The 26,957-nt window shown below is 60.2% G+C and carries 24 protein-coding genes; all 24 read left to right on the forward strand.

Annotation, left to right across the window (positions count from 1 at the left end; genetic code table 11):
* The 24 genes from rfbD (at nucleotide 1) to AC1RQK_RS20700 (ending at nucleotide 26,913) form a co-directional block, all read left to right on the forward strand.
* Nucleotides 1–918: a dTDP-4-dehydrorhamnose reductase gene (gene rfbD / locus AC1RQK_RS20585; protein WP_492810987.1), complete on the forward strand. Its 918-nt coding sequence runs from the start codon at nucleotides 1–3 to the stop codon at nucleotides 916–918.
* A 123-nt stretch (nucleotides 919–1,041) separates the two neighbouring features.
* Nucleotides 1,042–1,593: a dTDP-4-dehydrorhamnose 3,5-epimerase gene (rfbC, locus tag AC1RQK_RS20590; RefSeq protein ID WP_416049422.1), complete on the forward strand. Its 552-nt coding sequence runs from the start codon at nucleotides 1,042–1,044 to the stop codon at nucleotides 1,591–1,593.
* Nucleotides 1,594–1,679: 86 nt separating this feature from the next.
* Nucleotides 1,680–3,602: a polysaccharide biosynthesis protein gene (locus AC1RQK_RS20595; protein WP_416049421.1), complete on the forward strand. Its 1,923-nt coding sequence runs from the start codon at nucleotides 1,680–1,682 to the stop codon at nucleotides 3,600–3,602.
* Nucleotides 3,603–4,264: 662 nt separating this feature from the next.
* A complete protein-coding gene (locus AC1RQK_RS20600; protein WP_492810843.1) occupies nucleotides 4,265–5,626 on the forward strand; it encodes a UDP-glucose dehydrogenase family protein in 1,362 nt (453 codons plus the stop codon).
* A gap of 10 nt (nucleotides 5,627–5,636) precedes the next feature.
* Nucleotides 5,637–6,587 carry a UDP-glucuronic acid decarboxylase family protein gene (locus tag AC1RQK_RS20605; RefSeq protein ID WP_416049419.1) on the forward strand — a complete coding sequence of 317 codons (951 nt, stop codon included), beginning with the start codon at nucleotides 5,637–5,639 and terminating at the stop codon, nucleotides 6,585–6,587.
* A gap of 33 nt (nucleotides 6,588–6,620) precedes the next feature.
* Nucleotides 6,621–7,622, forward strand: coding sequence for a UDP-N-acetylglucosamine 4,6-dehydratase (inverting) (pseB, locus tag AC1RQK_RS20610; protein ID WP_416049418.1), 1,002 nt, complete (start codon nucleotides 6,621–6,623; stop codon nucleotides 7,620–7,622).
* Nucleotides 7,619–8,767: a UDP-4-amino-4,6-dideoxy-N-acetyl-beta-L-altrosamine transaminase gene (gene pseC, locus AC1RQK_RS20615; RefSeq protein WP_492810846.1), complete on the forward strand. Its 1,149-nt coding sequence runs from the start codon at nucleotides 7,619–7,621 to the stop codon at nucleotides 8,765–8,767. Before pseB ends, pseC begins: the two co-directional genes overlap by 4 nt.
* Nucleotides 8,764–9,660: an aldo/keto reductase gene (locus AC1RQK_RS20620; RefSeq protein WP_492810848.1), complete on the forward strand. Its 897-nt coding sequence runs from the start codon at nucleotides 8,764–8,766 to the stop codon at nucleotides 9,658–9,660. The genes pseC and AC1RQK_RS20620 overlap by 4 nt, the downstream gene beginning before the upstream one ends.
* Nucleotides 9,657–10,427 (forward strand): cytidylyltransferase domain-containing protein, encoded by a 771-nt coding sequence (locus AC1RQK_RS20625; RefSeq protein ID WP_441601475.1) that lies wholly within the window; start codon nucleotides 9,657–9,659, stop codon nucleotides 10,425–10,427. Before AC1RQK_RS20620 ends, AC1RQK_RS20625 begins: the two co-directional genes overlap by 4 nt.
* A 5-nt stretch (nucleotides 10,428–10,432) precedes the next feature.
* The gene (locus AC1RQK_RS20630; RefSeq protein ID WP_492810851.1) at nucleotides 10,433–11,722 is read left to right on the forward strand and encodes an aminotransferase class III-fold pyridoxal phosphate-dependent enzyme; all 1,290 of its coding nucleotides are present in this window, start codon (nucleotides 10,433–10,435) and stop codon (nucleotides 11,720–11,722) included.
* A gap of 5 nt (nucleotides 11,723–11,727) precedes the next feature.
* The gene (gene pseG, locus AC1RQK_RS20635) at nucleotides 11,728–12,813 is read left to right on the forward strand and encodes a UDP-2,4-diacetamido-2,4,6-trideoxy-beta-L-altropyranose hydrolase (RefSeq protein ID WP_492810853.1); all 1,086 of its coding nucleotides are present in this window, start codon (nucleotides 11,728–11,730) and stop codon (nucleotides 12,811–12,813) included.
* Entirely contained in the window at nucleotides 12,813–13,373 is a 561-nt protein-coding gene (gene pseH, locus AC1RQK_RS20640; protein WP_492810855.1) for a UDP-4-amino-4,6-dideoxy-N-acetyl-beta-L-altrosamine N-acetyltransferase, read from the forward strand. The genes pseG and pseH overlap by 1 nt, the downstream gene beginning before the upstream one ends.
* A gap of 2 nt (nucleotides 13,374–13,375) precedes the next feature.
* Nucleotides 13,376–14,425, forward strand: coding sequence for a pseudaminic acid synthase (pseI, locus tag AC1RQK_RS20645; RefSeq protein WP_492810857.1), 1,050 nt, complete (start codon nucleotides 13,376–13,378; stop codon nucleotides 14,423–14,425).
* 37 nt (nucleotides 14,426–14,462) lie between these two features.
* Nucleotides 14,463–16,025 (forward strand): hypothetical protein, encoded by a 1,563-nt coding sequence (locus tag AC1RQK_RS20650; RefSeq protein ID WP_492810859.1) that lies wholly within the window; start codon nucleotides 14,463–14,465, stop codon nucleotides 16,023–16,025.
* Nucleotides 16,026–16,078: 53 nt separating this feature from the next.
* Nucleotides 16,079–16,996 carry a phytanoyl-CoA dioxygenase family protein gene (locus AC1RQK_RS20655; RefSeq protein ID WP_416049411.1) on the forward strand — a complete coding sequence of 306 codons (918 nt, stop codon included), beginning with the start codon at nucleotides 16,079–16,081 and terminating at the stop codon, nucleotides 16,994–16,996.
* Between the two features lie 85 nt (nucleotides 16,997–17,081).
* Nucleotides 17,082–18,326, forward strand: a complete 1,245-nt coding sequence (locus tag AC1RQK_RS20660; RefSeq protein WP_416049410.1) for a polysaccharide biosynthesis protein — start codon at nucleotides 17,082–17,084, stop codon at nucleotides 18,324–18,326.
* Nucleotides 18,323–18,949 carry an acyltransferase gene (locus AC1RQK_RS20665; protein WP_492810862.1) on the forward strand — a complete coding sequence of 209 codons (627 nt, stop codon included), beginning with the start codon at nucleotides 18,323–18,325 and terminating at the stop codon, nucleotides 18,947–18,949. The genes AC1RQK_RS20660 and AC1RQK_RS20665 overlap by 4 nt, the downstream gene beginning before the upstream one ends.
* Nucleotides 18,946–20,148: a hypothetical protein gene (locus tag AC1RQK_RS20670; RefSeq protein WP_416049408.1), complete on the forward strand. Its 1,203-nt coding sequence runs from the start codon at nucleotides 18,946–18,948 to the stop codon at nucleotides 20,146–20,148. The genes AC1RQK_RS20665 and AC1RQK_RS20670 overlap by 4 nt, the downstream gene beginning before the upstream one ends.
* A complete protein-coding gene (locus AC1RQK_RS20675; protein WP_492810864.1) occupies nucleotides 20,145–21,380 on the forward strand; it encodes a glycosyltransferase family 4 protein in 1,236 nt (411 codons plus the stop codon). The genes AC1RQK_RS20670 and AC1RQK_RS20675 overlap by 4 nt, the downstream gene beginning before the upstream one ends.
* A 9-nt stretch (nucleotides 21,381–21,389) precedes the next feature.
* On the forward strand, nucleotides 21,390–22,034 hold the full coding sequence (locus AC1RQK_RS20680; protein WP_492810866.1) for an acyltransferase: 645 nt from the start codon (nucleotides 21,390–21,392) through the stop codon (nucleotides 22,032–22,034).
* A 110-nt stretch (nucleotides 22,035–22,144) separates the two neighbouring features.
* A complete protein-coding gene (locus AC1RQK_RS20685) occupies nucleotides 22,145–23,299 on the forward strand; it encodes a DegT/DnrJ/EryC1/StrS family aminotransferase (RefSeq protein WP_492810868.1) in 1,155 nt (384 codons plus the stop codon).
* Nucleotides 23,299–23,895, forward strand: a complete 597-nt coding sequence (locus AC1RQK_RS20690) for a sugar transferase (RefSeq protein WP_492810870.1) — start codon at nucleotides 23,299–23,301, stop codon at nucleotides 23,893–23,895. Before AC1RQK_RS20685 ends, AC1RQK_RS20690 begins: the two co-directional genes overlap by 1 nt.
* A 125-nt stretch (nucleotides 23,896–24,020) precedes the next feature.
* On the forward strand, nucleotides 24,021–24,905 hold the full coding sequence (rfbA, locus tag AC1RQK_RS20695; protein WP_492810872.1) for a glucose-1-phosphate thymidylyltransferase RfbA: 885 nt from the start codon (nucleotides 24,021–24,023) through the stop codon (nucleotides 24,903–24,905).
* Nucleotides 24,906–24,984: 79 nt separating this feature from the next.
* Nucleotides 24,985–26,913: a hypothetical protein gene (locus tag AC1RQK_RS20700; RefSeq protein WP_492810874.1), complete on the forward strand. Its 1,929-nt coding sequence runs from the start codon at nucleotides 24,985–24,987 to the stop codon at nucleotides 26,911–26,913.
* The last annotated feature ends 44 nt before the right edge of the window (nucleotides 26,914–26,957 follow it).

Raw genomic sequence — 26,957 nt, forward strand, 5'->3', positions numbered from 1 at the left:
ATGCCGGATCAGGCGCATCGCATTCCCATCCTTCTTGTAACAGGAAGCAACGGCCAGGTCGGTTTCGAGCTGCGGCGCTCTCTGAGCCCTCTTGGGCACGTCATTGCGACGGACCGGGCTGCATGCGATCTGTCGTGCCCCGATGAAATTCGTCGCGTCATGCGGGAATACTGCCCCGATGTGATCGTTAATGCTGCCGCATATACCGGAATGGACAAGGCGGAAAGCGACATTGAAAGCGCTTACGCCGTAAATGCCGCTGCGGTGGGTGTCCTTGCCGAAGAGGCGCGGGCTTTCGGTAGCCTGCTGGTGCATTATTCGACTGACTGTGTTTTTGATGGTCGTCAGGCGACACCGTATGTGGAAACCGATGCGGTCAATCCCATATCCGTCTACGGTAAGAGCAAGCTGGCTGGCGAGCAAGCCATAGCCCATATGAGCCCCGCGGCACTGATACTTCGGACGTCCTGGGTGGCGGGGGGGCATGGCAACAATTTTGCCAAAACGATGCTGCGGCTTGGCGGCACGCAAGCGATGCTGCGCGTGGTTGCAGATCGCTTTGGCGCGCCCACCGGCGCTGCGCTAATCGCCGACGTGACGGCGCAGATTGTCGCGCGAGCGTGGCTCCATGGCGACCGCGGTGTTTTTTCACCGGGCATCTATCACCTCGCAGCTGCGGGTGAGACCAGTTGGCATGGCTACGCCAGTGAAGTTCTGCGTTACGCCGCAGCGCATGGCGTGGCGCTCAAGACGGACCCGGACCGGATCCAGGCGATCGCCGCAAGTGAATTCCCGTCGGTCGCGCCGCGCCCGGCCAGTGTGCGACTGGATACGACCAAGCTACGCCAGACGTTTGGTATCCACCTGCCGGACTGGCGGCAGGGGGTGCATCACTTGCTGGATCAGATACTTGCCTAAGCAGGCCATCATGCGCAATGAATTCTCTTCTGACCCCGATTCAAGCGTGCTGCCTGGCGTCGCGAGGAACCTTGGCGAGCAACGGCGGCGCATGCCGCTAGCGGCAAAGGAGGGTGACCAGTTATGCGTTTGAAGGCGACGCCGACCGCATTGCCGGAGGTCCTGGTCCTCGAGCCGGCAGTCTTCGAGGACGAGCGTGGATTTCTTTTTGAGAGCTTTAGTGCTCGGAATTTCGAACTCGCCACAGGCTTTAGCGGCACATTTGTTCAAGAAAACCACAGTCGGTCCGTTAAGGGGGTGCTTCGCGGGCTGCATTACCAGTTGAAAAGCCCACAGGGAAAACTGATTCGGGTTGTGTCGGGCGAAGTTTTTGATGTGGCGGTGGATTTGCGCCGACAATCGCCTCGTTTCGGCCAGTGGGCAGGTATCCGGCTGTCAGGCGAGAGCCATCGCCAACTCTGGATACCGCCGGGATTTGCCCACGGGTTTCTTGTGCTGTCGGAACAGGCGGAAGTGCTTTATAGGTTATCTGAGTATTGGAGCCAGCAGGACGAGCGTACCATTGCCTGGAACGACCCGCAGCTTGGTATTGCGTGGCCGCTCCAGGGCCAGTTGATCCAGTCGGACAAAGATCGGAACGGCGCTTCTCTTGTCGAGGCGGAAACCTTCCCTTAGTTCACGAACGGTCCGTGCGCTTCGTGCACTGGCTGGTTTCCTGCCAACCAAGTGACAGTCCAACGTGACAACTAAACAATAACTCAATGATGCTGCTTAAGAAAATTTCCGAGATGTCGCGCCAGAAGAAGATTCTTCTGATGTTGGTGCTCGACTTCTTCCTGCTGCCGCTTTCCCTCTGGTCGGCGGTCGGCTTGCGGACGGATCATTGGGCTGTCAGTTCACAGTACCCGATCAGCCTGTATTTCGTCACCTCTTTGGTGGCCATCCCGGTTTTTATCAAATTGGGCTTGTACCGCTCGGTAGTGCGTTACATGGAGGACCGGGCCATCCTGACCATTGTTATCGCGGTCACCATTTCGATCGGGATGTTCGGTTCGCTGATCTTCTTCCTGGGCCTGTCCAACGTCCCGCGCGGTGCGCTCCTGATCTACTGGCTGCTGGCCATCGTCTATATCGTGTGCAGCAGGTTCTTTGTGCGGGCAGCATTCAGGATGTTGCCGTCCTTTGGCCGCCACGGCCAGAAGGTCATCATCTATGGCGCGGGCGATGCCGGGCGGCAGCTCGCTGTCGCCCTGGGCGTGGGCTCGGACTACGAGCCAATGGCATTCGTGGATGACGACATAAAGAAGCGCGGGCTCAGCATCGCGGGCATCAAGGTCCACGGCGCCGATGAGCTGCCCGAACTGGTAAGGCGCCTTGCGATCCACCAGGTGCTGATCGCAATTCCGTCCGCTTCGCGCAGCCGTCGCATCGAAATCGTGAATGCGCTAGAGCCGCTCGCGGTCGAGGTGCGGGCCGTGCCCGGCATGGCGGAAATGGTTTCCGGCGAGGTGCGCCTGGATGACGTGCGCGAGGTGGAAATCGACGAGTTGCTCGGGCGCGACGTGGTTGCCCCGAACATGAAGCTGTTGATGGAGAACATTGCTGGCAAGAGCGTCATGGTCACTGGTGCCGGTGGTTCCATCGGCTCCGAGCTGTGCCGGCAAATCATCAAGAACAAGCCCGCGCGTCTTGTCTTGTATGAGCAGTCCGAGTTTGCCTTGTACGCCCTTGAGTACGAACTGCAGCAGACTGTCGCAGAGAAAGAGCTCCCGATAGAACTGGTGCCGGTACTTGGCTCGGTGCAGAACGGCGAGCGGGTCTTCGGCATCATGTCGCGCTACGGGGTGCAGACCATCTACCATGCGGCTGCCTACAAGCACGTGCCCATTGTCGAGTTCAATATGACTGAGGGCATATTGAACAACACTGTCGGTACCCGGATCACTGCGGAGGCAGCGATTCGTGCCAACGTCGAAGCGTTCGTGTTGATCTCCACCGACAAGGCTGTGCGGCCGACCAATGTCATGGGGGCGAGCAAGCGGATGGCGGAATTGTGCCTGCAGGCGTTCGCGCAGGATCCGAGCGTGCGCACCCGTTTCAGCATTGTCCGCTTTGGCAATGTGCTCGGTTCGAGCGGCTCGGTGGTGCCACTGTTCAGGACCCAGATTGCCGCGGGGGGGCCCGTCACGGTGACGCACCCGGATATCATCCGGTACTTCATGACCATTCCCGAGGCCGCCCAGCTTGTCATCCAGGCGGGGGCGATGGGCGGCGAAGGCGAAGTCTTCGTGCTCGATATGGGCCAGCCTGTCAAGATTGTCGATCTGGCCCGGCGCATGATCCACCTGAGCGGCTTCCAGGTAAAGGACGAGGCGAATCCTGACGGCGACATCGAGATCCAGTTCACCGGGCTGCGCCCCGGGGAGAAGCTGTACGAGGAGTTGTTGATCGGGGATGCCGTGAGCGGCACTGGCCACCCGCGCATCATGAAGGCAGACGAGTCCTTCCTGAGCCGTGAGCAGCTCGATGAAAAGATGAAGTGCCTCATCCAGGCCTCTGACTCCAACGACTGCGAAACCATCCGGACGATTCTTCTCGAATGCGTTTCAGGGTTTCGCCCGGACCGCGATATCAAGGACCACTTGCATGAAGAACCGGCTCCGCGTATTCGTCTCCTGCGCTGAGTACGCCCTCATGTCTGCATCGAAAACATCTCGGAGTGGTTTGCGGCGGAGCCGGAGTGAACCAAGAGTGCAGTGTACGGTGAGGGTGGGCTACGTCCTCGCGCGGGGGCGACGACAATCCGATCACTGGACGAGCTTTCTCCGCCCGCCTGCCAGTCGGGCTCCGGCGGCGGCTCAAGCCCGGGAAAATATGGCAAAATGTTGTCGTTTTGTATCCTGGGTCAACAAGTTAAAAAGTGATGGAGGCGTAACTCAGCTTTGCGCTCCGGCGCGGCTGCTCTTCCGGAGTGCCGATCTTGTTGGTGTGGCCCCCAGGCAGCAATGGATTCGCTCTGATCGATTGATCCCGGTCGGGCGGTACCGGCGAGGGGATTCAGGCTGTACCAGGGTTGCCCGCCAACTCCTGCGGGCTGGGCGGACGCACTGTAGTCTCCTTCCTTCCCATCCTCCCTATCCGGCGTGTAGCTCGCGTGCACGTCCGGGTGTATACATTCCGATCGATTCATGAGGTGTCGATACCCGATTGAGCATCGGAAGGTGTCTGTATTTTGCGATGAGTAGTTTTGTGCCGCTACCGACAATTTCTGGGACGTAGGGTTATGGCGCCGGAGGCCGGTGTGCTCTCCAACAATCGCTTGAATATGCAAATATTGGCTTGAGAAATGAGAATTACTATTATCGGTACCGGCTATGTCGGCCTTGTGACGGGCACCTGCCTTGCTGAGCTGGGCAACAACGTCTTCTGCGTAGATGTCGATGCTAAGAAAATCGATTTGCTGAACAACGGCGGCGTGCCTATCTATGAGCCCGGCCTCAAGGCGCTGATTGACCGGAATCGTGCCGCGGGCCGGCTGAAGTTTTCGACGGATATTGCCGCCAGCGTTGCGCACGGCGATATCCAGTTTATCGCCGTCGGCACGCCGCCGGACGAAGACGGCTCCGCCGACCTGAAGTACGTGATCGAGGCCGCCCGGAACATCGGTCGTTACATGGATTCGTTCAAGGTTATCGTCGACAAATCCACCGTTCCGGTCGGAACGGCGGATAAGGTGAAGGCGGCGGTGGCGGAGGAGCTTAGCCAGCGTGGCTCCGCCCATCTTGACTGCGCGGTGGTCTCCAATCCCGAGTTCCTCAAGGAGGGCGCGGCGGTTGAGGATTTCATGCGTCCAGACCGGATAGTAGTCGGTGTCGCATCGGACGAAGCCGGGGAAAAGGCCAGGGCGATGATGCGGACACTGTATGCGCCGTTCAACCGCAACCATGAGCGCATGTACTTCATGGATGTGCGCTCGGCAGAGTTCACGAAATATGCCGCCAATGCCATGCTTGCCACGCGTATCAGCTTCATGAACGAGTTGGCGAACCTGGCCGACCGGGTGGGCGCCGATATCGAGCTGGTGCGCCAGGGAATTGGCTCCGATCCCCGAATTGGCTATAGCTTTCTCTATGCGGGGATTGGCTATGGTGGCTCCTGCTTCCCGAAGGACGTGCAGGCACTGGCGAAGACCGCGGCACAATTCGGCCAGTCGACGTATGTGCTGGATGCAGTCGAGAAGGTCAACCAGGCGCAAAAACGCGTGCTGGTCGACAAGGTGCTCGCTCGCTTCGGCAATGACATTGCCGGTAAGCGCTTTGCGGTCTGGGGGCTGGCATTCAAGCCGGAAACCGACGACATGCGTGAAGCGCCGAGCCGCATCATCATTCAGGAACTCCTGGGCCGCGGGGCGATCGTGCAGGCGCATGATCCCGTTGCAATGGAAGAGGCCCGCCGCGTGCTGACCCAGGATCTCGCCGATCGTGACGGCGCTTTGGAGCATTTGCATTTCGTCGATCAGCCGGAGAGTGCGCTGGTGGGCGTGGATGCTTTGATTATCGTGACGGAGTGGAAGGCTTTCCGGAGTCCGGACTTCGACGCGATGCGTCGCGACATGAAGAATCCGCTCATTTTTGACGGCCGGAATCTCTTTGACCCCTCGTCGATGAAGAAACAAGGCTTCGAGTATTTCGGTATCGGCCGCTCATAAAACTTTGAACATGCGAAATTACAATTCCCGCCAGCGAATCCTGGTGACCGGCGGCGCCGGCTTTCTCGGTTCGCATTTGTGCGATCGCCTCATCGAGCAGGGCAATGAAGTGCTGTGCGTCGACAATCTCTTCACGGGCGCCAAGCAGAATATCGAACATCTGCTCAGCCATCCTCGTTTCGAGTTCATCCGCCACGACGTGACCTTCCCGCTGTTCGTGGAAGTCGACCAGATCTATAACCTGGCCTGCCCGGCGTCACCTGTCCACTATCAGCACGATCCGGTGCAAACCACGAAGACGTCGGTGCATGGCGCCATCAACATGCTTGGCCTCGCCAAGCGGGTCGGCGCCAAGATCTTCCAGGCCTCGACCAGCGAAGTCTACGGCGACCCGGTCGTGCACCCGCAGCCCGAAGCCTATTGGGGAAACGTGAATCCCATTGGCATCCGCTCGTGCTACGACGAAGGCAAGCGATGCGCGGAAACCCTGTTTTTCGACTACCACCGCCAGCATGGGCTGGAGATCAAGGTTGCCCGGATCTTCAATACCTATGGTCCGCGGATGCACCAGAACGACGGCCGCGTGGTATCGAACTTCATCATGCAGGCGCTGCGCGGTGAGCCGATCACCGTGTTCGGGGAAGGCAAGCAGACACGCTCGTTCTGCTTTGTCGATGACCTGATCGACGGCATTGTCGCCCTGATGAGCACGCCCAAGGACTTTACCGGCCCGATGAACCTGGGCAACCCGCACGAGATGACGATGCTCGAGCTGGCCAGCCACATCATCGAGCTGACAGGTTCACGTTCCACGATCGAGTTCAAGCCCTTGCCGTCCGACGATCCCACGCAGCGCCGTCCTGATACCCGTCTGGCCGAGGAAATGATCGGCTGGAACCCGTCGGTGCATTTCCGCGACGGCCTGAGCAAGACGGTCGATTACTTCAAGCGCTTTGTATAAGCAGCCCAGCTCATTTTTCAGAAGAGATTCGCAATGTTCAATAACAAGTCTATTTTGATCACGGGCGGTACGGGCTCGTTTGGCAGGAAGTACGCACGAACGATTCTGGCCCGCTACAAGCCGAAGCGTCTCGTGATCTACTCGCGCGACGAACTCAAGCAGTTCGAAATGCAGCAGGACATCGATGCGCCGCCGATGCGCTATTTCATCGGTGACGTTCGCGATGGCGACCGCTTGTCCCAGGCCATGCGTGGCATTGACTATGTCATCCACGCTGCCGCGCTCAAGCAAGTTCCCGCAGCGGAGTACAACCCGCTGGAGTGCATCAAGACCAACATTCATGGCGCCGAGAACGTCATCAATGCGGCGATCGCCAACAATGTCCACAAGGTGATCGCGCTGTCGACCGACAAGGCTGCCAATCCGATCAACCTCTATGGCGCGACCAAGCTGGCGTCCGACAAGTTGTTTGTCGCGGCCAACAACATGGTAGGCGCCAACCAGACTTCGTTCGCTGTGGTTCGCTACGGAAATGTGGTTGGCTCCCGCGGCTCGGTTGTGCCTTTCTTCGAGCAGCTGCTGGCAAGGGGCGAGAAGGAACTGCCGATTACGCACGCCGAGATGACTCGCTTTTGGATCAGCCTGCAAGATGGGGTGGATTTCGTGCTGAAGAACTTCGAGCGGATGCATGGCGGCGAAATCTTTGTGCCCAAGATCCCGTCGATCCGCATCACGGACCTGGCCGAGGCAGTCGCGCCTGGCGTCGCGACCCGAGTGATCGGCATTCGTCCGGGCGAGAAGCTCCACGAGATCATGTGTCCGTCCGACGATTCCCATCTCACGTTGGAATTCTCGGATCACTACGTTCTGCGCCCGACGATCAAGTTCCACCACTCGGACATCGACTATACGGTCAATGCGCTGGGTGAGCAGGGCGATCAGGTTAGCCAGGGTTTCGAATATAACTCCGGCAACAATCCGCATTTCCTGAGCCCTCAGGAAATCCGTGAGTTCAACGCCAAGGCAATGGCATGATTCCATACGGCCGGCAAGATATTTCGGCGGAAGATATCCAGGCGGTAGTGGCGGTCCTGGAGTCCGACTTCCTGACGCAGGGGCCGGCCGTGCCGGCATTCGAATCGGCGATAGCGACTTATGTCGGAGCCGAGCACGCAGTTGCCGTCAATAGTGCAACTTCAGCGCTTCACATCGCGTGCATGGCGCTTGGCGTGGGACCCGGGGACACCGTCTGGACCACCCCGAACACCTTTGTCGCGTCGGCCAATTGCGCGCGCTATTGCGGTGCCGACGTTGGTTTCGTCGATATCGACCAGCGCACGTACAACATGTGCGCCGTCGCCCTGGCAAGCAAGCTCAAGCTCGCAGCCCAGCGCAATGCGCTGCCCAAGGTCGTCATTCCGGTAGCGTTTGCCGGGCAGTCATGCGATATGCAAGCGATTCGCGCACTGGGCGATGAGTACGGCTTTGCCATCATCGAGGATGCGTCGCATGCGATTGGGGGCCGCTACCTGGGCAAGCCAATCGGTTGTGGCGACTTTGCCGATATCACCGTCTTCAGCTTCCATCCGGTCAAGGTAATCACGACCGCCGAGGGTGGCATGTGTGTCACGCGTCGGAGCGATCTGGCGGAGGCAATGCGCAAGGCGCGTTCGCACGGAATTACGCGCGACCAAGCCGAGATGACGGGCCCTTCGGACGGCGCCTGGTACTACCAGCAAGTTGCGCTTGGGTACAACTACCGCATGACTGACATGCAGGCGGCCCTCGGGGTCAGCCAGATGACGCGTCTGGATGGATTTGTTGCGCGGCGCCACCAGCTGGCGCGCCGCTATGATGAGTTGCTGGCGGGAGCCGCGCTGACCGTGCCCTTCCAGCATCCCGACGGGCTGTCCGGTCTGCACCTGTATCCGGTGGTGCTGCACGACAGCGCGCGCCGCAAAGCGGTATTCGACGGTATGCGTGCCGCCGGCGTGCACGTCAATGTGCATTACATCCCGGTGCACACCCAGCCGTACTACCAAGACCTCGGTTTCCGGGCGGGCGAATACCCGAATGCAGAAGACTACTATGCGAGGGCGATCAGCCTGCCGATGTATCCTGGCCTGTCCGAGCAGCAACAGGACTTCGTGACATCCACGTTGCGCGGGTTGCTTGCATGAAGCTGGCGCTGGGAACGGTGCAGTTTGGTCTGCCCTATGGCATCACCAATACCGCGGGCCAGGTTACCGCGGATGAGGTGACACGTATCCTGCGCCGGGCCCGCGAGCTTGGCCTTGAGGTGCTGGATACCGCGGCAGCGTATGGCGAGAGCGAGCGCGTACTGGGCCGTTGCGGCCCGGACGCGCACGCCTTTCGGATCTATACCAAAACCTTGCCAGCCGGTGGCGCGGGCATGGATGCCGACGCCATCCGGCGCGTGGTGCAGGGCGTCCGCGATTCCTTGTGCAGCCTGGGCGTCGAGCGTCTGGACGGCCTGCTGGTGCATCATGCCGGCGATCTGCTTGGCGCAGGCGGGCGGGACTTGCATGCCGCGCTGCTGGAGCTGAAAGCCGAAGGCGTGATTGAGCGGCTCGGCGTGTCAGTCTACAGTGTCGACGAGGCGCGCGAAGCAACGAAGCGCTACCACGTCGACGCCATGCAGTTGCCGCTCAACGTTCTCGATCAGTCCTTTGTCAGCAGCGGGGAACTCGCCAGGCTGAAGCAAGCGGGTGTGGAAATCCACACCCGCTCGGCCTTTCTCCAAGGCGTGCTGCTGGCCGAGCAGTTGCCCCCCTTTCTGCACACGCTTGCGCCGGGCTTTGCCCGCTTCAAGGCGGTTTGCGCGCAGGCAGGCATGAGCCAGCTCGAAGGCAGTCTGGCCTTCCTGCGCCAGCAAGGCGTGATCGACCATGTCGTGGTCGGGGTAGTCGATGCAGAGCAACTAGAACAGATCGCAACTGCTTGGCACCGCAGCGCCGCGCACCTCGCTTTCGATTTCGCCGCCTGCAATATGGAGTCGTTGCCGGCAATCACGCCATCCAAGTGGCCCGCATTGCAGAAGGAGTTTCAATGACCGTGATGGCACTGCTGCAAGCACGTTCAAGCTCGACCCGACTGCCAGGCAAGGTATTGAAGCCCTTGCTCGGCGAGCCGATGATCCTGCGCCAGATAGAGCGCCTGCGGCGAGCCCGCAATATCGATCGGCTGATGGTGGTGACCAGTGACAACTCCTCCGACGATGAACTCGCGGCGTGCTGTGTGGCGGCGGGCGTGGAAGTGTTCCGCGGTAGTCTCGACGACGTGCTGGATCGCTTCTATTCGGCGGTGAAGGATATCCGGCCGCAGCACGTGGTCCGGTTGACAGCCGACTGCCCCCTGGCCGACCCCGAAGTGATCGACGCCGTGATCGATTTCTATCGCGACGGCGACTTCGACTACGCCAGCAATGTGCTGGAGCCTACCTATCCGGATGGCCTGGATGCCGAAGTGTTCCGGTTCAGCGTATTGGAGACGATCTGGCAGGAAGCCAGCCTTGCGTCCCAGCGCGAGCATGTGACCTCTTTCATCTACCAGCATCCGGAGCGCTTCCGGTTGGGGTGCCTCAAGCGCGAGAGCGATCTTTCGGCGCTGCGGTGGACCGTCGATGAACCGTCCGACCTCGAGTTTGTCACGGCCGTGTATGGGGCCCTGTATCGCGATAACCCTGCTTTCCTGATGGCTGACGTGCTGCGGCTGCTGGCGCAGCGGCCCGAGTTGATCGAGATCAACGCCGGGCAACTCCGGAATGCAGGCTATGTGAAATCTCTTGTACAAGACGAACTACTACCTCGAAGGGTGTGAACATCATGTCGCAACGATATCAACAGTCTGAAGCCCTGCTTGAACGCGCCCTGCGCACCATCCCGCTTGGTTCGCAAACATTCAGCAAGAGCCGTACGCAGTACCCGTTCGGCGTGTCGCCGTACTTCATCGAGCGCGGGCGCGGCAGTCACGTGTGGGACGTCGATGGCAACGAGTACCTCGACATGATTGGCGCTCTTGCCGCGCTGACGCTAGGGTATTGCGACCCCGACGTGGATGCTGCGGTCAAGGCCCAGTTGGAGGACGGCATCATCTTCTCGCTGCCGCACCGGCTCGAAATGGAGGTGGCAGAGCAGTTGGTGTCGATGGTGCCTTGCGCCGAGAAAGTCCGCTTTGGCAAGAACGGTTCCGACGCAACCGCCGGTGCCGTGCGCGTTGCCCGCGCTTTCACCGGCCGCGATCATGTCGCGGTCTGCGGCTATCACGGCTGGCAGGACTGGTACATTGGCACCACCGCGCGTAACCGCGGCGTGCCGCAGGCAACTCGCGATCTGTCCCATGCATGGGCATACAACGATATCGAAAGCCTCGACGCCATTTTCAGGGCGCACCCCGGTCAGGTGGCCGCGGTGATCCTCGAGCCAATGAACGTGGTCGAGCCGGCACCGGGCTTCCTGCAGGCCGTCAAGGAGCTGGCGCACAAGCATGGCGCGCTGCTGGTGTTTGACGAGACCATCACGGGATTCCGCTACGCGAATGGTGGCGCCCAGCAACTCTTCGGCGTGACGCCAGACCTGGCTACCTTCGGCAAGGGCCTCGCTAACGGCTATCCGGTGTCTGCCGTTGCGGGCCGGGCCGATGTCATGCAACTGATGGAGGAGATTTTCTTCTCCTTCACCTTTGGCGGAGAAACGCTATCGCTCGCGGCGGCGCTCGCCACCATGAAGAAGCTGGAACGGGAGCCCGTCACCGCAACCCTGGCTCGCCAGGGCCAAGTGGTGATTGACGGCCTGCGCGCACGTATTTCGGCGCTGGGCGCGGAAGACTTTCTCTCTGTGTCTGGCCATCCGAGCTGGAGCTTCCTGCTGATCAAGGACACGGCGCGCTACCCCATGTGGCACCTCAAGACGCTGTTCATGCAGGAGATGCTGGCGCAGGGCGTCCTGACGTTCGGTACTCACAACATGGGGTACAGCCATTCGGACGCCGATATCAGCCGGCTGTTCGCGGCCTACGACCACACGCTGCCAATGATGGTCGAAGCCGTGCGCGATGGCGGTCTCGAGCAGAAGTTGAAGTGCGCTCCGCTTGAGCCTTTGTTCAAGGTGCGCTGAGCATCATGAAGGTCGCGATTCGCGCCGATGCGTCCGTGCAGATCGGGTCGGGCCACGTCATGCGTTGCCTGACGCTGGCGGATGTCTTGCGCGAGCGCGGGGCTGAGGTTCGCTTCATCACCCGCGTGCATCCAGGTGGCGCGCAAGCGCTGATTGCTAAGCGCGGGTACGCGTGCCACCTGCTGCCTGCGCCACAGCTTGCCGGTTCTGTGATGGGGGACCTTGCCCACAGTGCCTGGCTGGGCGTGCCGTGGGAGGACGACCTGGCGCGAAGCGCAGCGGTGCTGGCGGACTGGTCGCCTCAATGGCTGGTTGTGGATCACTATGGCCTCGACTGGCGATGGGAGCAGCCCCTGCGTGGGCAGGTACCTCGCATCCTGGCTATCGACGACCTGGCTGATCGCCGGCACGACTGTGATCTGCTGCTCGACCAGAACTACTATAGCGATCTCGATCAGCGCTACACCGCCTTGGTTCCTCCGCATTGCACGTGCTTGCTGGGCCCTGGCTATGCCCTGCTGCGCCCCGAGTTCACGGTGGCTGGGCAGGCCTTGCTCCGGGGCACTGGGCCGGTTCGGCGCGTCTTGCTGTTCATGGGTGGCATGGACCAGGACAACGCAACCAGCATTGCGCTTCGTGGATTGCAGGACTTCGCGAAAGCTGGCGTCGCGATCGACGTCGTCCTCGGTGCCGGCGCACCTCACCGCGACCAGGTAAGGACCTTGTGCGAGAGCACACCAAATACGCGTCTGCACGTGCAGGTAGACAATATGGCCGAGTTGATGGCGAGCGCTGATCTGGCCATCGGCGCTTGTGGGTCCGCGACCTGGGAGCGCTGCTTCCTCGGGTTGCCGACTATTGCCATCGTGCTGGCGGACAACCAGCGCAGATCGGCCCACGACTTGGCCGCCGCGGGATATATCGTCAACCTGGGCGAAGTCGCTCAGGTGACGCCGGAGAAGGTGGCGCAAGCAGTGGTTGCCTTGACGGCGGACGATGCGGAGCGCGTGGCAATGTCGCGCCGCGCCCTGGGGCTGGCTCGGCGTGAGCCAAGGACTGTGGCCGACCTGATCTACGAAGGGACGCGGTGATGCATAGATTCGACGACTGCGAGTTGCGTCTGATCCGCCCCGGCGACAAGGACATTCTGCTGGCCTGGCGCAACAGCGACCACGTGCGCAGCAATATGTACACGGACCACTTGATTACACCTGAGGAGCATGAACGCTGGTTCGCTTCGGCGTTGCAGCATCCAAGCGCGCAGTTTGCGGTGTTCGCACTGCGCGGGGTGCCAGTTGGTTTCAGCTCGCTCACCGGCATCAGCCGAGAGCACCAGCGTTGCACCTGGGGTTTCTATCTCGGCGAGCAAGGTCTGCCCAAGGGCACTGGCTCGGCGCTGGGCTATCTGGCGCTGGCCCATGCCTTTGACACGCTCGGAATGTATAAGCTGAGTTCGGAGGCTTTTGCTTTCAATCGCGCCTCGCTGGCCTTGCATCGCAAGCTTGGCTTCCGCGAAGAGGGCCGGTTGGTCGAGCATTACCTGAAACAAGGCCAGCGCCAGGACATTGTCTGCCTGGCCAAATTCAGCAATCAATGGGGGAGTGACCGGCAGGCGCTGCGCGACCTGTGTTTCTCGCCCGAAGGAGTATAGAAATGACGATCAATATTGGCGGTCGCCTGGTCGGCCGCGAACACGAGCCATTCCTGATCGCGGAGATGTCCGGAAATCACAACCAGTCGCTCGATCGCGCACTGGAAATCGTCGATGCTGCGGCAGCGTCGGGCGCGCACGCACTGAAGATCCAGACCTATACCGCGGACACCATGACGCTCGATATTCGCGAGCGGGAGTTCTTCATTTCCGATCCGAAGAGCTTGTGGAAGGGCAAGTCGCTGTACGAGTTGTACGATGAAGCGCATACCCCCTGGGATTGGCATGCAGCCATCTTCGAGCGTGCGCGCGGGCACGGCATGATCCCCTTTAGCACCCCCTTCGACGACAGCGCTGTCGATTTCCTGGAAGGGCTCGACGTAGCTGTCTACAAGATCGCATCGTTTGAGAACACAGATATTCCTCTGATCCGGAGGGTCGCGCGTACCGGCAAGCCGATGATCATCTCGATCGGCATGGCCAGCATCGCGGAGCTCGATCAGAGCGTGCGTGCCGCGCGCGAGGCCGGGTGCAAAGACCTGATCCTTCTGAAGTGCACCAGTACCTACCCAGCCTCTCCCGAAAACACCAATGTCCGCACGATTCCCCACATGCGTGACCTGTTCGGCTGCGAAGTGGGTTTGTCCGACCATACGATGGGTCTTGGCGTATCGGTAGCGAGCGTCGCTATGGGCGCAACCGTGATCGAAAAGCACTTCACGCTGGACCGCGCCGACGGTGGCGTGGATTCGTCCTTCTCGCTCGAGCCCGCCGAATTCCAGGCGCTTGTCGTGGAAACCCGCCGCGCCTGGCAGGGGTTGGGCGGCGTGAGCTATGGCCCGACTGACGCCGAGAAGAAGTCCCTGGTGTTCCGCCGGTCGCTCTACATCACGCGCGACCTCAAGGCTGGCGAGGTGCTGGACGCCTCCAGCGTACGGGCGATTCGCCCGGGCTTTGGCCTGGCGCCCAAGCACCTCGACCAGGTGCTCGGCCGGGCAGTGAAGCAGGACGTGAGCCGCGGTACGCCACTTGAGTGGGATCTGCTCGCCTGAGTCCCTTTGCCCCGTTTGCCCCCATAACTATTACTATATGCGTCTCGGTTTCGCCAGCATCTACGCCTATCGCCCACACGTGGAACACGTCTACTTCCTCTCGACGATGATGAAGTCCCGTGGGCACGAGGTGTTCTTTCTAAGCTGCGACAGCGCGCTGTCGGAGTGCTACACCCGCGAATTGCGTGATAACTCGAGTTCGGCCAAGGAGTGCATGAAATGCACGATGGGCGGCATGCGGTCGTTCGCCTCCGGCTCGGTTGACTCCATGCGTCGCTATCGCGATCCCGCTGGCGCTGCGCAAGCGGGTGATGCCGCGCAGCAGTGGGGCTTCTCCGGTGCCTGCACCATATTGCGCACGGAGAGCCAGGTCGACAAGCAGACCGAGGAGTTCCGCGGGCTACATCAGAGGCTTGCCACGGGTGCTGCTGAGGCGTTCGCCGCTGCCTGCCGCTGGATCGAGGATCGCCAGCTGGACGGCATTGTCTGCTTCAACGGTCGCATGGAGGGTCCGCGCGCGTTGCTGGAGGCAGCCAAGACCAAGGGCATTCCTTTTATTTCGGTGGAACGTACCTGGTTTGGCGATGGCCTGTTGCTGATCCCTGATCAGAATTGCCTGGCGCTTGGCGAAGTAGGGCGCGTGGTCGGAGAGTACAGGGACAAGCCGCTCACCGAGGCCCAGGCACGGTCCGTTGCCTCGCTGCTGGCTGCACGGTTCTTGCGCACGAACACGCTCGAGTGGCGAGCCTACAATCGCAATGCGGAGGACCTGGAATGGCCGGCGCAGAGCAATGGCCTGAAGTTGCTGATCACCCCCAGCAGCCTCAACGAGTTCGATGGCCATCCCGACTGGCGGACCAACTGGCCCAACCAGATCGCCGCCCTGGACTTCCTCTTCGATCATCTCGATGTCGACCCGGCGAGCTGCATCCTGCGCTGTCACCCGAACTGGGGTGAGACGATCGGTCTCAGGGATGGCAGTCTCGCCGAGCGCATGTACACGGAGTGGGCGCGCCGTCGCGGCGTGCATATCATCGGGAGCGGGGAGCGTGCCAATACCCTGGGGCTGATCGCGCAGGCAGACGCCGTGGTGGTCAACGGCGGCAGTGCCGCCTTCGAGGCTGGCGCCCTGGGCAAGCAGGTGATTGCACTAGGCACGTCGATCTACCAGACTGCCGGCTTCCAGATCCGGCTGTATGGCCCCGAGGATGTTGACAACCTGTCCATGGTCGGCAAGCAGAACCCGGACGAGATCGCACGGCAGGTCTTGCGCTTTGCCTACACGTTCAATTTCCGCTTCAACCAGTATGTGAGCGACATTCGCGCGAGGACGACCACGCAGTATGTTTACAATCCCACGCCTGATGCCTCCCGGCTCGAGCGGTTGCTCCTTACCCGCAGTGTGGAAGCGGACGATGCCGAGGTGGCATCCGACGCCGCTGGCGAAGATCGGGTACTGACACTGCTGCGCGAGAGGCGCTGGGAAGAGTTGCGGGAGGCGCAGAAGCCGATCCCGGAAGAGTACCGCCCGTTGCAACGGCGCGGCGTGTTCCGCTACCTGGACGCGATCCGAGAGCGTATGCCGATTGGCGACAGATAATGCAAGGCCAGAAGAGTCCGAGAGGTGGAGGCACCATGAGTCGAATTCGAATCTTGACCAAGAGCTTGATGAGCCAGCCTGGCTACACGTTGATGCGTGTGCCGGCCCGGTTCGGTTTCGCTCGCGATACCGTCAGCCGTACCCGCGGACTGTTGCAAGGCCCGGGCCTGCGGCGCTTTCTTGCCGAGCGTGAGGCGCGCCTGGAGCAGAGCGTCTTCAAGGGCATCGATAAAGAGCAGTTTGTGCGGACCCTGGATGCCGATGGCCTTGCATTCGGGTTGAAGATTCCAGGCGAGATGGTGGCGCAGATTCGGCAGTTTGCCGACAGTTCTGCTTGTTTTGCCGATCGGGATCCGGCTCGCGGTTTTCGTGCTGAGCAGCGCGCGGCAGCGGAATCTGTCTTGGGCAAACCGATCCTGGTTGCGCAGTACTTCAATACGCAGCAACGGTGCGCCGCGATCGATGCGCTGCGCCACGATCCTCTGTTGGAATGGATTGCCGCGCGTTATATCGGTTCGGTGCCGGCATTTGTCGGCTCCAACCTGTGGTGGACGTTCCCCGTGAAGGCGCGCGAGGAGGATCGATTCAAGCATGCCCATCTCTATCACCGGGACGTCGATTGCTTCCGTTTCTTTAAGTTCTTCTTCTACCTGACGGACGTAGAGCCGGGCGACGGCGCGCACGTCGCCGTGGCGGGCTCGCATCGCCGGCCACCGGTGACGCAGCGCTTCGATGAGTTCAAGGTACGCCGCTACACGGATGCGGAAATCGACCAGACCTACGACCGTACCGTGATCAAGGAAATTTGCGGGGAGGCGGGGACTGGCTTTGCCGAGAATACCCTGTGCATCCACAAGGGGCGCACCCCGGTTCACCAAGCGAGATTGCTCCTGCAACTGCAGTTTGCCATGTTCGATTACGGCGTGATGCACGACCAGCGCCGTGAGCAGGACCTGAGCTTGATGGTTTAACCAATCTGCATTTCAGGCGACATCTCCCATCCGATCTGAGCAAGGCCATGGTCACTCGCGGAGGGAAGCACAACCGCGATCATCCATGAGCTACAAGAGAAACCTCGGGACAACTTGCTTGAACGGCTTTGCGGCCATCTTGATGATGGGCCGCATGCTTGCCTACGCCAAGCTGCTGACAGTCCCCGAATTCGGGACGTTGAGCATCGGGCTGCTGATCTCGGCTTCGCTTGCCATGGTCAATGCCTTCGGGCTGTATCTGCTGATGCAGCGCGATCTCCCATACCTGTTCGCAGCTGGGCGAGTGACGCGTGGGATGATCATGATGTGCGAGGTGACGCTGGTCACCGTGCTTTGTGCGGTGCCGCTGCTCGGGCTCAGCGCGACCGGCATGTCGCTTGCCGGTGGAGCGGGCGTATTGCTTGCGCTGGCCGCGGTGCACGGGCTGACCAATCAGCTGTTTGGCATTGTCTCGACAGAAAGCAAGAGCCGGTTGCTGCAGAGCGAGTTCTCGGTGACGCTGTTCTCGCGCAGTTGTGTGGTCTCGGTGACGGGGCTTCTGACCGCAGTCAAGATTGGCAGTGCCGAGGCGATCCTCGTCGCGGAAATCCTGGCTACGGCCGTCATGATCGGTATCGTGACAATGCGCGCTGGCGTTCGTTACGGGAGGGCATCTCTCCGTTTGCCGGTGTTGGCACTGCGCCATTTTCGCCACTCTGAATGGCGGGCGGCGGGAGCGCTGTTCGTCAGCGTCATCCTGGCGTTCCTGATGCAGAATTCCGATCGCTGGCTTGCCGCGGGCGCGTTGGATAAGCCCGCGTTTGCTGAATTTGCTTTCGCCTGGACGCTGCTATCGATGGCCTCTACCTTTCAGGTCACGGTCAATGCGAATCTGTTCCCGAGCCTGGCGGCGCAAATCTACCATCAGGGGGCGCAGGCAGTGCGGGAGCGCACCGGCAAGACCTCGCTGGGCTTCTTGCTCGTGCTGGGCGTACTTGCCGTGCCGGGATACTTGATGATCCGTTGGGGCATCGGGGCCTATTTCCCTCAGTATCTGGGTGTGTTGGCCTACATTCCGCTATTCCTGGCGGCGGCGGCATTCCGCGCTTCTGATTTCTGGGCCAACTACTTTGTGATTTCGGGGAAGACGAGGATTCTGTTCGCCTGTCAGATCGCAGTCCTGCTGGGTTCCTTGCTGGTGTGGGCCGTGACGTTCTGCTATCCGGCGATGCCGCCGCTGATGCGCTTGTCGATTCTCACCTTGACACTTGCTGTCCTCTCATTCTGCTTCGGTTTTGTCGCGGCGCGGGTAGGAGGAAAAATGAAATGATGATCAGATTATTGAGAAGATCCTTCCTGTGGCGCTGGTGGGCAGCAATCCACTTTCTGCGCGATGGCGTGCGGGTCGATCCGCGCGCGACGTTCTTGTCGTCGCTGTCCCAGGTCAAGCTCGGGCGTGGCACAAGGATCTCCAGGGATGTCATCGTCAATCTTGGGGGCGGGGGGCGACTCGATATGGCGCAGGGCACCTGGCTATCGCACGGCGTTGAAATCGAGTCGGAGGGCCGTGTCCTCATCGGTGAGGGCACTACCATTCAGCGGCGCTGCTCGCTGAATGGAACGATAACGATCGGCCGCGGGTGCATTTTCGCCCCGAATGTTTTTGTTTCCTCGGGGGCACATATCTTTGCCGCATGGCCCGAGCTGCCGATTCGCGAGCAGGAAGCGAGGTATGCGGCACTGCCGCCACATGAGCGTCCCGCCGGTTTTGAAGATAAACCGGTTGAAATCGGTGATGACTGCTGGATCGGGGTGAATGTTGCGATCATGCCCGGAGTGAGGATTGGACGTGGATGCGTGATTGGGGCCAACTCCGTGGTGACCAGGTCGTTACCGGAATATTCAATCGCAGTCGGGGCACCGGCAGTCGTGAAGTCCAAGAGGCTGGCATGAACACGTCACGCGAACCCCGATTCCAGCAGTGGGTCCAGGCCGCCGCGATCGTAGGCATCTTCTCGATCTACTACCTGTATTACTTTACCAACTTCAAGGATGGCGACGTAGATGACGTCCCCGCGTTTATTGCCATCGCCAAACTGTGCGCGTTTAGCCTGTTCACGCTGTGCCTATTGCCGTTCCGCGTCTCCGACCGCTATCAGGATGACCTTCTGCTTGTGCCGGTGCTGGCCCTGTGCGGCATCAGCTATGGCTTGGCGGTGGCTGCTGGCTATGACCAGCCAACCGCGCTGTTCCTCAATGCGCTGATTTTCCTGCCAGTGCTGTTCTCGGCAAGGGTGAGCGAGCAGGGGATTCTGTCGGCGCTTAAGCTGATCAAGAATATTATCCTGGTGCAATGCCTTGTCGGTTTCGTGCTGCGCTATCTCGGCATCGACCTGTGGACGGGAGGGGCTGTTTCCGGCGGTGTCGGCAATCCGAGCTCATTTGGTTTGCTTTGCTGCATTTCCTATCTTTACGTCGATACTTTTGCACGCCGGTGGCCGGCCGAGATCGCCGAGAAACTGGTGCTGGCACTTGGCGCAGTAGCCACCAATTCCGTCTTTTCGCTGATGACGATGGCCTGCATTGTTCTGCTGGTGGAGATAAAGAACAAGAGACTCGGCTTCCTGCTCATGTGCTTCGTGCCGGCACTGGCCGCAGCGGGCTTCTTCGTGCTGCAAGCGGAAGCCGAGGGAAAGCCTTCCTTCCTGATTCACAAGATTCTCGCCGTGCTCAACTTCGTAGGCCTGGTGGACTATGACGTGACAGCTGGGATCACGGGCGGGCGGATCGCCGATCATCTGAATCTCCTGGCCGGATACGTCGAGGAACCCGCTTCCATGTTGTGGGGGCATATGGGTTCAACGGTATACCGGGCTGCCGACAGCCAGTACGTTAGTTACCTGGCTTCCTTCGGCATACCGCTTACCCTGCTTTTCGTGCTCGTCAACCTGAAGATCTATGCTTCCTCGAAAAGCCAGCGGACGCCGGAAGCTGTGTTCTTGCGGGGATGCCTGCTGATTTTCCTGTTCAATTTTTTTGTCAATAGAATATTGGATTATTTTCCGATGACCTTTATCTATCTGATAGTGGTAATCGGTCTCTCCCGCGGTGCGGCGTCGGTGTCGACGTCGACTAAACACGTTCAATCATGAAAGTATGGATCGTTAATCCCTATGGCAGCCTGCCGGGCGAAGCGTGGCGGGAATACCGCAGCTCGATGCTCGCCGAGGCTTTCTCCCGCGCCGGTCACGAGGTGACCTGGTGGCTCTCGAATTTCGAGCACCGCTCCAAGAAGTTCCGCAGCGAGGGATATAGCGAGCAGCGCCTGGATACGGGTGTCAACGTACGGATCGTGCCTACCACGCCGTACAGCAGCCACGTCTCGGTGGCGCGAATCCGCAGCGAACGCACCTTTGCAAGGAATCTCGCGCAACGCGTGCGAGCCAATCCCCAGGACAAGGCCGATATGATCGTTTTGGCCGAGCCCTCGATCTTCTATGGGAAGTACATCGTAGAGACGGCGCGCAGCATTGGGGCCAAGTTGGTCGCCGACATTATCGACATCTGGCCAGAGGTCTTTGCCATGATCCTGCCGAAGCCGCTCAGAGCGTTCGACCGAGTGCTGCTGGCGCCGTTGTACCTCAGGCGGGCGGCCATTCTTCGCGCATGCGACGGAATCGTAGGCGTGTCAGAGGATTACCGCGACATCGGTGTGCGCTCGGCGCCCGCAGTGCCGTCCGCCGTGTCGTACTGGGGCGTGGATGTTGCCGCCATGCGGGCGGCAATGGTGAACGAGAACGGCGGCGTGCTCCGCAAGCTAGGGCTGGACGACAAGAAGCCTGGCGAAGTCTGGGTGATCTATGCAGGCACCCTCGGCGCCGGCTATGACATGGAGTCGATTCTCAAGGCTGCGCGCTCGGAGCGGCTGCGCGGCAAGCCGGTGAAGTTCCTGTTCGCCGGCGACGGGCCGCAACGCCCCTTGCTCGAATCCGCCTGCGCCGAGCCAGGTGGTAATGTGGTCTACCTGGGGCGACTGGACCCGGACGATCTCAACCTGATGTACAAGTACTGCGATATTGGGCTGAGCACGTACCTCGCGCATTCGACGGTGTCGATGCCTATCAAGTTCTATGATTATCTGGCGGCCGGCGTTGCCACCGTTAATTCGCTGGAGCGTGAGATCCAGCGTCTGATCGCCAGCCATCAGCTCGGCCGGCAGTACGTGCCGGGCGACGCGGATTCGCTCGCCGCTGCGATCGAAGCGCTTGCCGGTGATCGCACGCTGCTCGAAACCTGCAAGGCGAATTCCGCCTCGCTCGCGCCGCGCTTCGACCAGTACGTGCAGCATGACGCATTCGTGCGCTTTGCCGAAACGCTGCGCTGAGGACAGGCTATGTTCCGTAGACTCTACCTTTCTCCCGCCGGCTACGTGATCTCGGCCGTGCTGAACCTGCTGGGCATGCTGTTGCGCCCGTTCATGGTCTATGGCTACTTTTCACGTCGCGAAGGGCGGTTCCTGCGTTTCACGCGTGTGAGTTCCAGCGCCAAGATCCTGAGCGAGCGAGATCTGGTCATTGGGGACCATTGCTGGATCGGCCCGCATTGCCTGATCGATGCCAGCGGAGGCGTGGAGATTGGCGAGGGAGTACAGATCAGCTCGCTGAACGCCGTGCTGTCCCATAGCAGCCACGTCTCGATACGCCTGCTAGGAAGGCATTTCATCTCCACTCCGACGCCTCAGCGTACTGGATTCATCCAGGCGCCGGTCGTGATCGGAGACTTTACTTTTGTAGGGAGCGGCGCGATCATTCTGCCGGGCACGCGAATAGGCAAGGGCTGTGTGATCGGCGCCGGCAGCGTTGTCCGTGGCGAGATCCCGGATCATTCCGTCGTCGTGGGCAATCCGGGACGGATCGTTGGCACGACCGAGAAATACGATCTCGAATTTGTTCAGAGCAGCGGCCTCGATAACACCTTTTTTGACCCCGACCGGCTCGCGGAATTGCGCCGGGTAGCGCAGTCTGGCGCCACACAATAGATCGTCGGCACTGGACGGGCGCTGGCACCTGAGATGCCAGACGCATCTTGCCATGCGGACTTGCTTGCCGCCCCCTAATTGATGCATCTAAGCCAAAGGATGGCTTCACTATGAATAGTAGTTTTCTTCCCTTTGCACAGCCGGAAATCGGCGAAGAAGAGATCGCCGAAGTCGTGGCGACGCTGCGTTCCGGCTGGGTTACCACCGGCCCGAAGACCAAGCAGTTCGAAGCGGACTTCGCGGCGTTCCTGGGCGGTGGCGTAGAAGCCATCGCCGTGAATTCTGCCACCGCAGGCCTGCACCTCGCGCTGGAAGCGGTGGGGGTCGGCCCCGGTGATGAGGTGATTACCACCACCCACACATTCACGGCAACGGCGGAGGTGATCCGCTACCTGGGCGCGGATCCCGTATTTGTCGACGTCAGCGCGGAAACGCTCTGCATTGATGTGGATGCCATCGAAAAGGCCATCACGCCGCGCACGCGCGCGATCATGCCCGTGCATTTCGGCGGCCGCGCCGCGGATATGGGGCGCATCATCGCCATTGCCAAGAAGCACGGCCTGCGTGTTGTCGAGGACGCCGCGCACGCTCTGCCCGCCACTAGCGACGGCCAGTTGGTAGGAACTCTGGACACCGATGCCACTGTGTTCAGCTTTTATGCTAACAAGACGATCACGACCGGCGAAGGCGGGATGGTGGTGACGCGCGACCCGGAGATTGCAAAGCGCGCCAAGATCATGCGGCTGCACGGTATCAGCCGGGATGCTTTCGACCGTTTCGTGTCGACTGCGCCAAGCTGGTACTACGAAATCGTCGCGCCAGGGTTCAAGTACAACATGACGGACGTCGCCTCCGCCATCGGTATCCATCAGTTGAAGAAGGCAAACGCTTTCCATCAGCGCCGCGCCGCCATCGCCGCCCGCTATGACGAGGCGCTGACCGATCTGCCGCTGATTCTGCCGCCGCACGCGCAAACTGGTGATATTCATTCCTGGCATTTGTACGTGATTCAGTTGGCCGAAGGTGCGCCGTGTAGCCGGGATGCTCTGATTGACCATCTCTTCAAGCAGGGCATTGGCTGTAGCGTCCACTACATTCCGCTTCATCTTCAGCCGTACTGGCGGGACCAGTATCACCTGACGCCGGAAATGTTCCCCGTCAGCCAGCGCGTCTATGAGCGCACGCTCACTTTGCCGCTATACACGCGTATGCGTGACGAAGACGTGGAGCGGGTGATCAAGTCGGTTCGGGACGCGTTTAACTGATGCTTATCAAAAGGCTCTTTGACCTCGTCGCCAGCGCGGCGGGGTTGCTTCTGCTGGCACCGGTATTCGCCGTGATCGCCATCGTCATCAAGCGCGAATCGGCTGGCCCGGTTTTTTTCCGCCAGGAACGAGTGGGCTTGAACGGCCGCACGTTCCGCATTCACAAGTTCCGGACCATGGTGATCTCGGGAGAGGGCAGGGGACCCTTGATTACCGTGGGTGCGGACCGGCGTATCACGAGAAGTGGTGCCTTCCTGCGCAAGTACAAGCTGGACGAACTGGCGCAACTGATCGACGTGTTTATCGGCAGCATGAGTCTGGTGGGGCCGCGGCCCGAAGTGCCCAAGTATGTGGCGCTCTATCCTGCGGGTATTCGCGAGACGGTCTTGAGCGTGAGGCCGGGGATTACCGATCTTGCTTCGATTGAGTACAGGGACGAGAACACGCTGCTGGGCAAGAGCGCGGACCCGGAGCGGACCTACGTCGAAGAGGTAATGCCCGCCAAACTGCGGTACTGCGTTGAGTATGTCCAGAAGCGATCGCTCTGGCTGGATTTGCGCATCATCTACAGGACCGTGGTCGCCATCCTCTCGTGATCAGTGCGAAGTGCTATGGCACTGCCAGGCATTGCTTATGGCAAGGGCTTGCTTCATCGCAGGCGCAACTGGACTATCGTCGAACACGGTGTGCCCGACGATAGTCGGAGTCAGGGACTTCAATCATGAAAGCTATCATTCTTGCCGGCGGCACCGGTTCTCGCCTCTACCCGCTTACGCAGATCTCCAGCAAGCAATTGCAGGCGGTTTTCGACAAGCCCATGATCTATTATTCGCTGACTGTCCTGATGGCGGCGGGGATACGCGAGTTCTGCCTGATTTCCACGCCGAAGGACCTGCCGCGGTTCCAGGATTTGCTCAAGGACGGGCGGCAATGGGGCGTTAGCATCGAGTATCGGGCACAGACGAAGCCAGAGGGGATCGCACAGGCCTTCCTGATCGCGGAGGACTTCGTTGCGGGTGGCGATGTGGTGCTGATGCTGGGTGACAATATTTTCTCCGGCGGAGACGACTTTCCCCGGGCAATGGCCGCGTTCCAGGGCGGCGCGACCATCTTTGCCTATCATGTCAAGGATCCGCAGCGCTATGGCGTAGTCGAGTTCGATGCCAACGGCAATGCGCTTTCCATCGAAGAGAAGCCGGCCCAGCCTCGCAGCGCCTATGCGGTCCCAGGAATCTATATCTATGACCGTCAAGTGGTCGAGATCGCGCGCTCGATTCGTCCCTCGCCACGGGGCGAGCTGGAGATCACCGACGTCAATCTTGAGTACCTGAGGCGTGGAATGCTGCGAGTGCATCGCTTGAGCCGAGGCTTTGCCTGGCTGGATGCGGGCACCAGCACGGCCCTGCAGGAAGCTTCCGCCTATATCGAAGCGATTGAACGGCGTCAGGGCGTCAAGATTGGGTGCCCCGAGGAGGCAGCGCTGGTACGGGGTTTCCTCAACCTCGCTGAGTTCGAGGCGCTGCTGACGCAAATGCCCACCTGCGAGTACCGCGATTATCTCTCCGGGATGGCTGCGGAAATGATCAGGCTGGGCTATATCAAATAAGTTCCTGCTTACCGACAATTATTGCTCATCGCGGGCACCACATGGTGCATTGGAGGTTGCGTTGAGCTGAGGGCATTTCATGCAAAAGAGTTTGACCCAGAAGGGCGACGATCAGAAGGTCTGGGGAATTGTCCAGTTGTATCTTCTGGGCTCAATACTGTTCGTGGCGGTGGCAGCTGGACTTGCCTTTAATGCGGTTACCTGGCAAATTGTCGCGCGCATTGTCCTGATCTGCGCGGTGCTGGTCGGGCTGTATTCACTGCTCATTCTTGCTGCGCGGCAGGCAGGCGTGGCGGCGTTGGCAATGATCGTACTGCTCATTGCGCTGCCGTTCATGCCGCTACTGCGCTATCCACTCTATGTGCTGGGAGCGGCAGGGTGCGCGATCCTGTTCCGCAGGGGATGGCTGATTGGCTCGCGCGACTTGCTCGCGCTGCCCGTGTTGCTGGTGACGGTGCTCGGCTCCGGGGTCTATATCGACTATCAGTACAAGAGCGCATTGTTGTCAGGCGGGCTGACGCTGGATTCCTATTTTCATGCAGCAATTGCGGCGATGTACGGCCACTATGGCACGGCGTCGCTTGGCCTCGATGGCTTGGTTCCGATCGGGTATCACACGCTTTCTCATAAGATTTTCGCGGGACTTGCCACACTCAGCGGATTCGAGGCACTGGCCAGCTACGCCTATTTCTTTATCGCAATGGGACCCCTCTTGCTGGCTTTCGCGTTGGCGGGGCTAGCTTGCCAGTTGAACCGGGACTTGCCATTCAGCCGTGCCCTGCTGAGCATTGCGCTTCTGTTCCTTGCCAGCATCACCGTACCGGTCTTCAGTCTGTCGGCTATGTGGGACAGCTATCTGGCCTCCGAGTCCTATCTGATATCCATGGTGTTGCTGACGGCGTCGGTATCTACCTTCCTGCACGGCTTCGTGGAAGGCCCTGGCCAGCGGTTCAAGTTCGTGCTGGCGCTGTTGTTGCTTGTGTTGGCGGGGCTCGCGAAAGGTAGCGTGGGCATCGTAGGGCTGTGCCTGTTCGGAATGCTAGGGCTGACCAGGTTCCGTTCGGCATTCTACTGGGCGGCATTGGCGCTTGCTTCTGTGCTGATGTACTTCCTTGTCGTGGGCGCGGCCACCAGTGCGGGAAAGGTCGTGTTTTTCAAACCGTTCGACTTTGTCGAGACCTACGTCAGGGGACCATCGCTAGAAAATCCTTCCGTCAAGCTGTGGTTCTTCATGACCATGCATTTCCTGCCGGTCTGGCTGTGCTTCGGCGTCGGTGTGCGCAAACTGGGCGTGGCCTACCTCAAGAGCGTGGAATTCCAGATGTTGTTCGCATTGCTTGTGCCCGCGCTGGCTTTATCGCTTGCGCTTTTTGTGCCAGGCGGCTCCGCTTATTATTTTTCAAATATTCCAGTCGTTGTCGCACTGCCTTTTCTCGCGGCCAAGCTTGCATCGCAGTCGGGCTCGCAATTGAACTGCGTTCGGGTGGCGATGGCGGCCATAGTCGGTTTGCTGCTCTCAGGCCTCTGTCTGCGCATCGGATGGATCGGGCCAGATGCCATTGGCGCCGCGCTGGGATTGATTATTCCCCTGCTGTTAGTGGGCTTGCTGCCGGGTACATCTGCTCTCGCCGGGTACTCCTACGTTGCTCTGGTGGTGTCGATATCGGTGTTTGCGTTGCAAGGGCCGATCACTAAGAGAAGTTTTCTCGCTCAGGGCGAGCGCCGACCGGTGGGCTTGTCAGCCACGCTGGAGACGCTTGAAGGCATCCGCGACAGCGTGCCCCTAGACGTCTTGATCAAGGTTGAGAATCCGGAGGTCCTTGTTGGAAAAATCGGGTGCAAGGCGTATTGGTTCCTTCCCGCCGTCATGGAAAGGCCGCTCATCGATGGTCTCCCGAATGTTGGTCTGTGCCCGGATTTCAAGGGTATCTACGGTTTGGGTGACTACGACGGAAAGCGACTGATTCCCACAGGCACCAAGGTGATGACTGTGCGGCTTGACCAATGACAGGGGCGGAGTGATCGAGCGTCAATTCATCGAGATTGGCACCG

It is taken from the genome of Cupriavidus sp. GW822-FHT02D05, from assembly GCF_058802485.1.

Coding starts and splice junctions, on each gene's coding strand:
- rfbD (WP_492810987.1), top strand. CDS start 1: ATGCCGGATCAGGCGCATCGCATTCCCATCCTTCTTGTAACAGGAAGC.
- rfbC (WP_416049422.1), top strand. CDS start 1,042: ATGCGTTTGAAGGCGACGCCGACCGCATTGCCGGAGGTCCTGGTCCTC.
- AC1RQK_RS20595 (WP_416049421.1), top strand. CDS start 1,680: ATGATGCTGCTTAAGAAAATTTCCGAGATGTCGCGCCAGAAGAAGATT.
- AC1RQK_RS20600 (WP_492810843.1), top strand. CDS start 4,265: ATGAGAATTACTATTATCGGTACCGGCTATGTCGGCCTTGTGACGGGC.
- AC1RQK_RS20605 (WP_416049419.1), top strand. CDS start 5,637: ATGCGAAATTACAATTCCCGCCAGCGAATCCTGGTGACCGGCGGCGCC.
- pseB (WP_416049418.1), top strand. CDS start 6,621: ATGTTCAATAACAAGTCTATTTTGATCACGGGCGGTACGGGCTCGTTT.
- pseC (WP_492810846.1), top strand. CDS start 7,619: ATGATTCCATACGGCCGGCAAGATATTTCGGCGGAAGATATCCAGGCG.
- AC1RQK_RS20620 (WP_492810848.1), top strand. CDS start 8,764: ATGAAGCTGGCGCTGGGAACGGTGCAGTTTGGTCTGCCCTATGGCATC.
- AC1RQK_RS20625 (WP_441601475.1), top strand. CDS start 9,657: ATGACCGTGATGGCACTGCTGCAAGCACGTTCAAGCTCGACCCGACTG.
- AC1RQK_RS20630 (WP_492810851.1), top strand. CDS start 10,433: ATGTCGCAACGATATCAACAGTCTGAAGCCCTGCTTGAACGCGCCCTG.
- pseG (WP_492810853.1), top strand. CDS start 11,728: ATGAAGGTCGCGATTCGCGCCGATGCGTCCGTGCAGATCGGGTCGGGC.
- pseH (WP_492810855.1), top strand. CDS start 12,813: ATGCATAGATTCGACGACTGCGAGTTGCGTCTGATCCGCCCCGGCGAC.
- pseI (WP_492810857.1), top strand. CDS start 13,376: ATGACGATCAATATTGGCGGTCGCCTGGTCGGCCGCGAACACGAGCCA.
- AC1RQK_RS20650 (WP_492810859.1), top strand. CDS start 14,463: ATGCGTCTCGGTTTCGCCAGCATCTACGCCTATCGCCCACACGTGGAA.
- AC1RQK_RS20660 (WP_416049410.1), top strand. CDS start 17,082: ATGAGCTACAAGAGAAACCTCGGGACAACTTGCTTGAACGGCTTTGCG.
- AC1RQK_RS20665 (WP_492810862.1), top strand. CDS start 18,323: ATGATGATCAGATTATTGAGAAGATCCTTCCTGTGGCGCTGGTGGGCA.
- AC1RQK_RS20670 (WP_416049408.1), top strand. CDS start 18,946: ATGAACACGTCACGCGAACCCCGATTCCAGCAGTGGGTCCAGGCCGCC.
- AC1RQK_RS20675 (WP_492810864.1), top strand. CDS start 20,145: ATGAAAGTATGGATCGTTAATCCCTATGGCAGCCTGCCGGGCGAAGCG.
- AC1RQK_RS20680 (WP_492810866.1), top strand. CDS start 21,390: ATGTTCCGTAGACTCTACCTTTCTCCCGCCGGCTACGTGATCTCGGCC.
- AC1RQK_RS20685 (WP_492810868.1), top strand. CDS start 22,145: ATGAATAGTAGTTTTCTTCCCTTTGCACAGCCGGAAATCGGCGAAGAA.
- AC1RQK_RS20690 (WP_492810870.1), top strand. CDS start 23,299: ATGCTTATCAAAAGGCTCTTTGACCTCGTCGCCAGCGCGGCGGGGTTG.
- rfbA (WP_492810872.1), top strand. CDS start 24,021: ATGAAAGCTATCATTCTTGCCGGCGGCACCGGTTCTCGCCTCTACCCG.
- AC1RQK_RS20700 (WP_492810874.1), top strand. CDS start 24,985: ATGCAAAAGAGTTTGACCCAGAAGGGCGACGATCAGAAGGTCTGGGGA.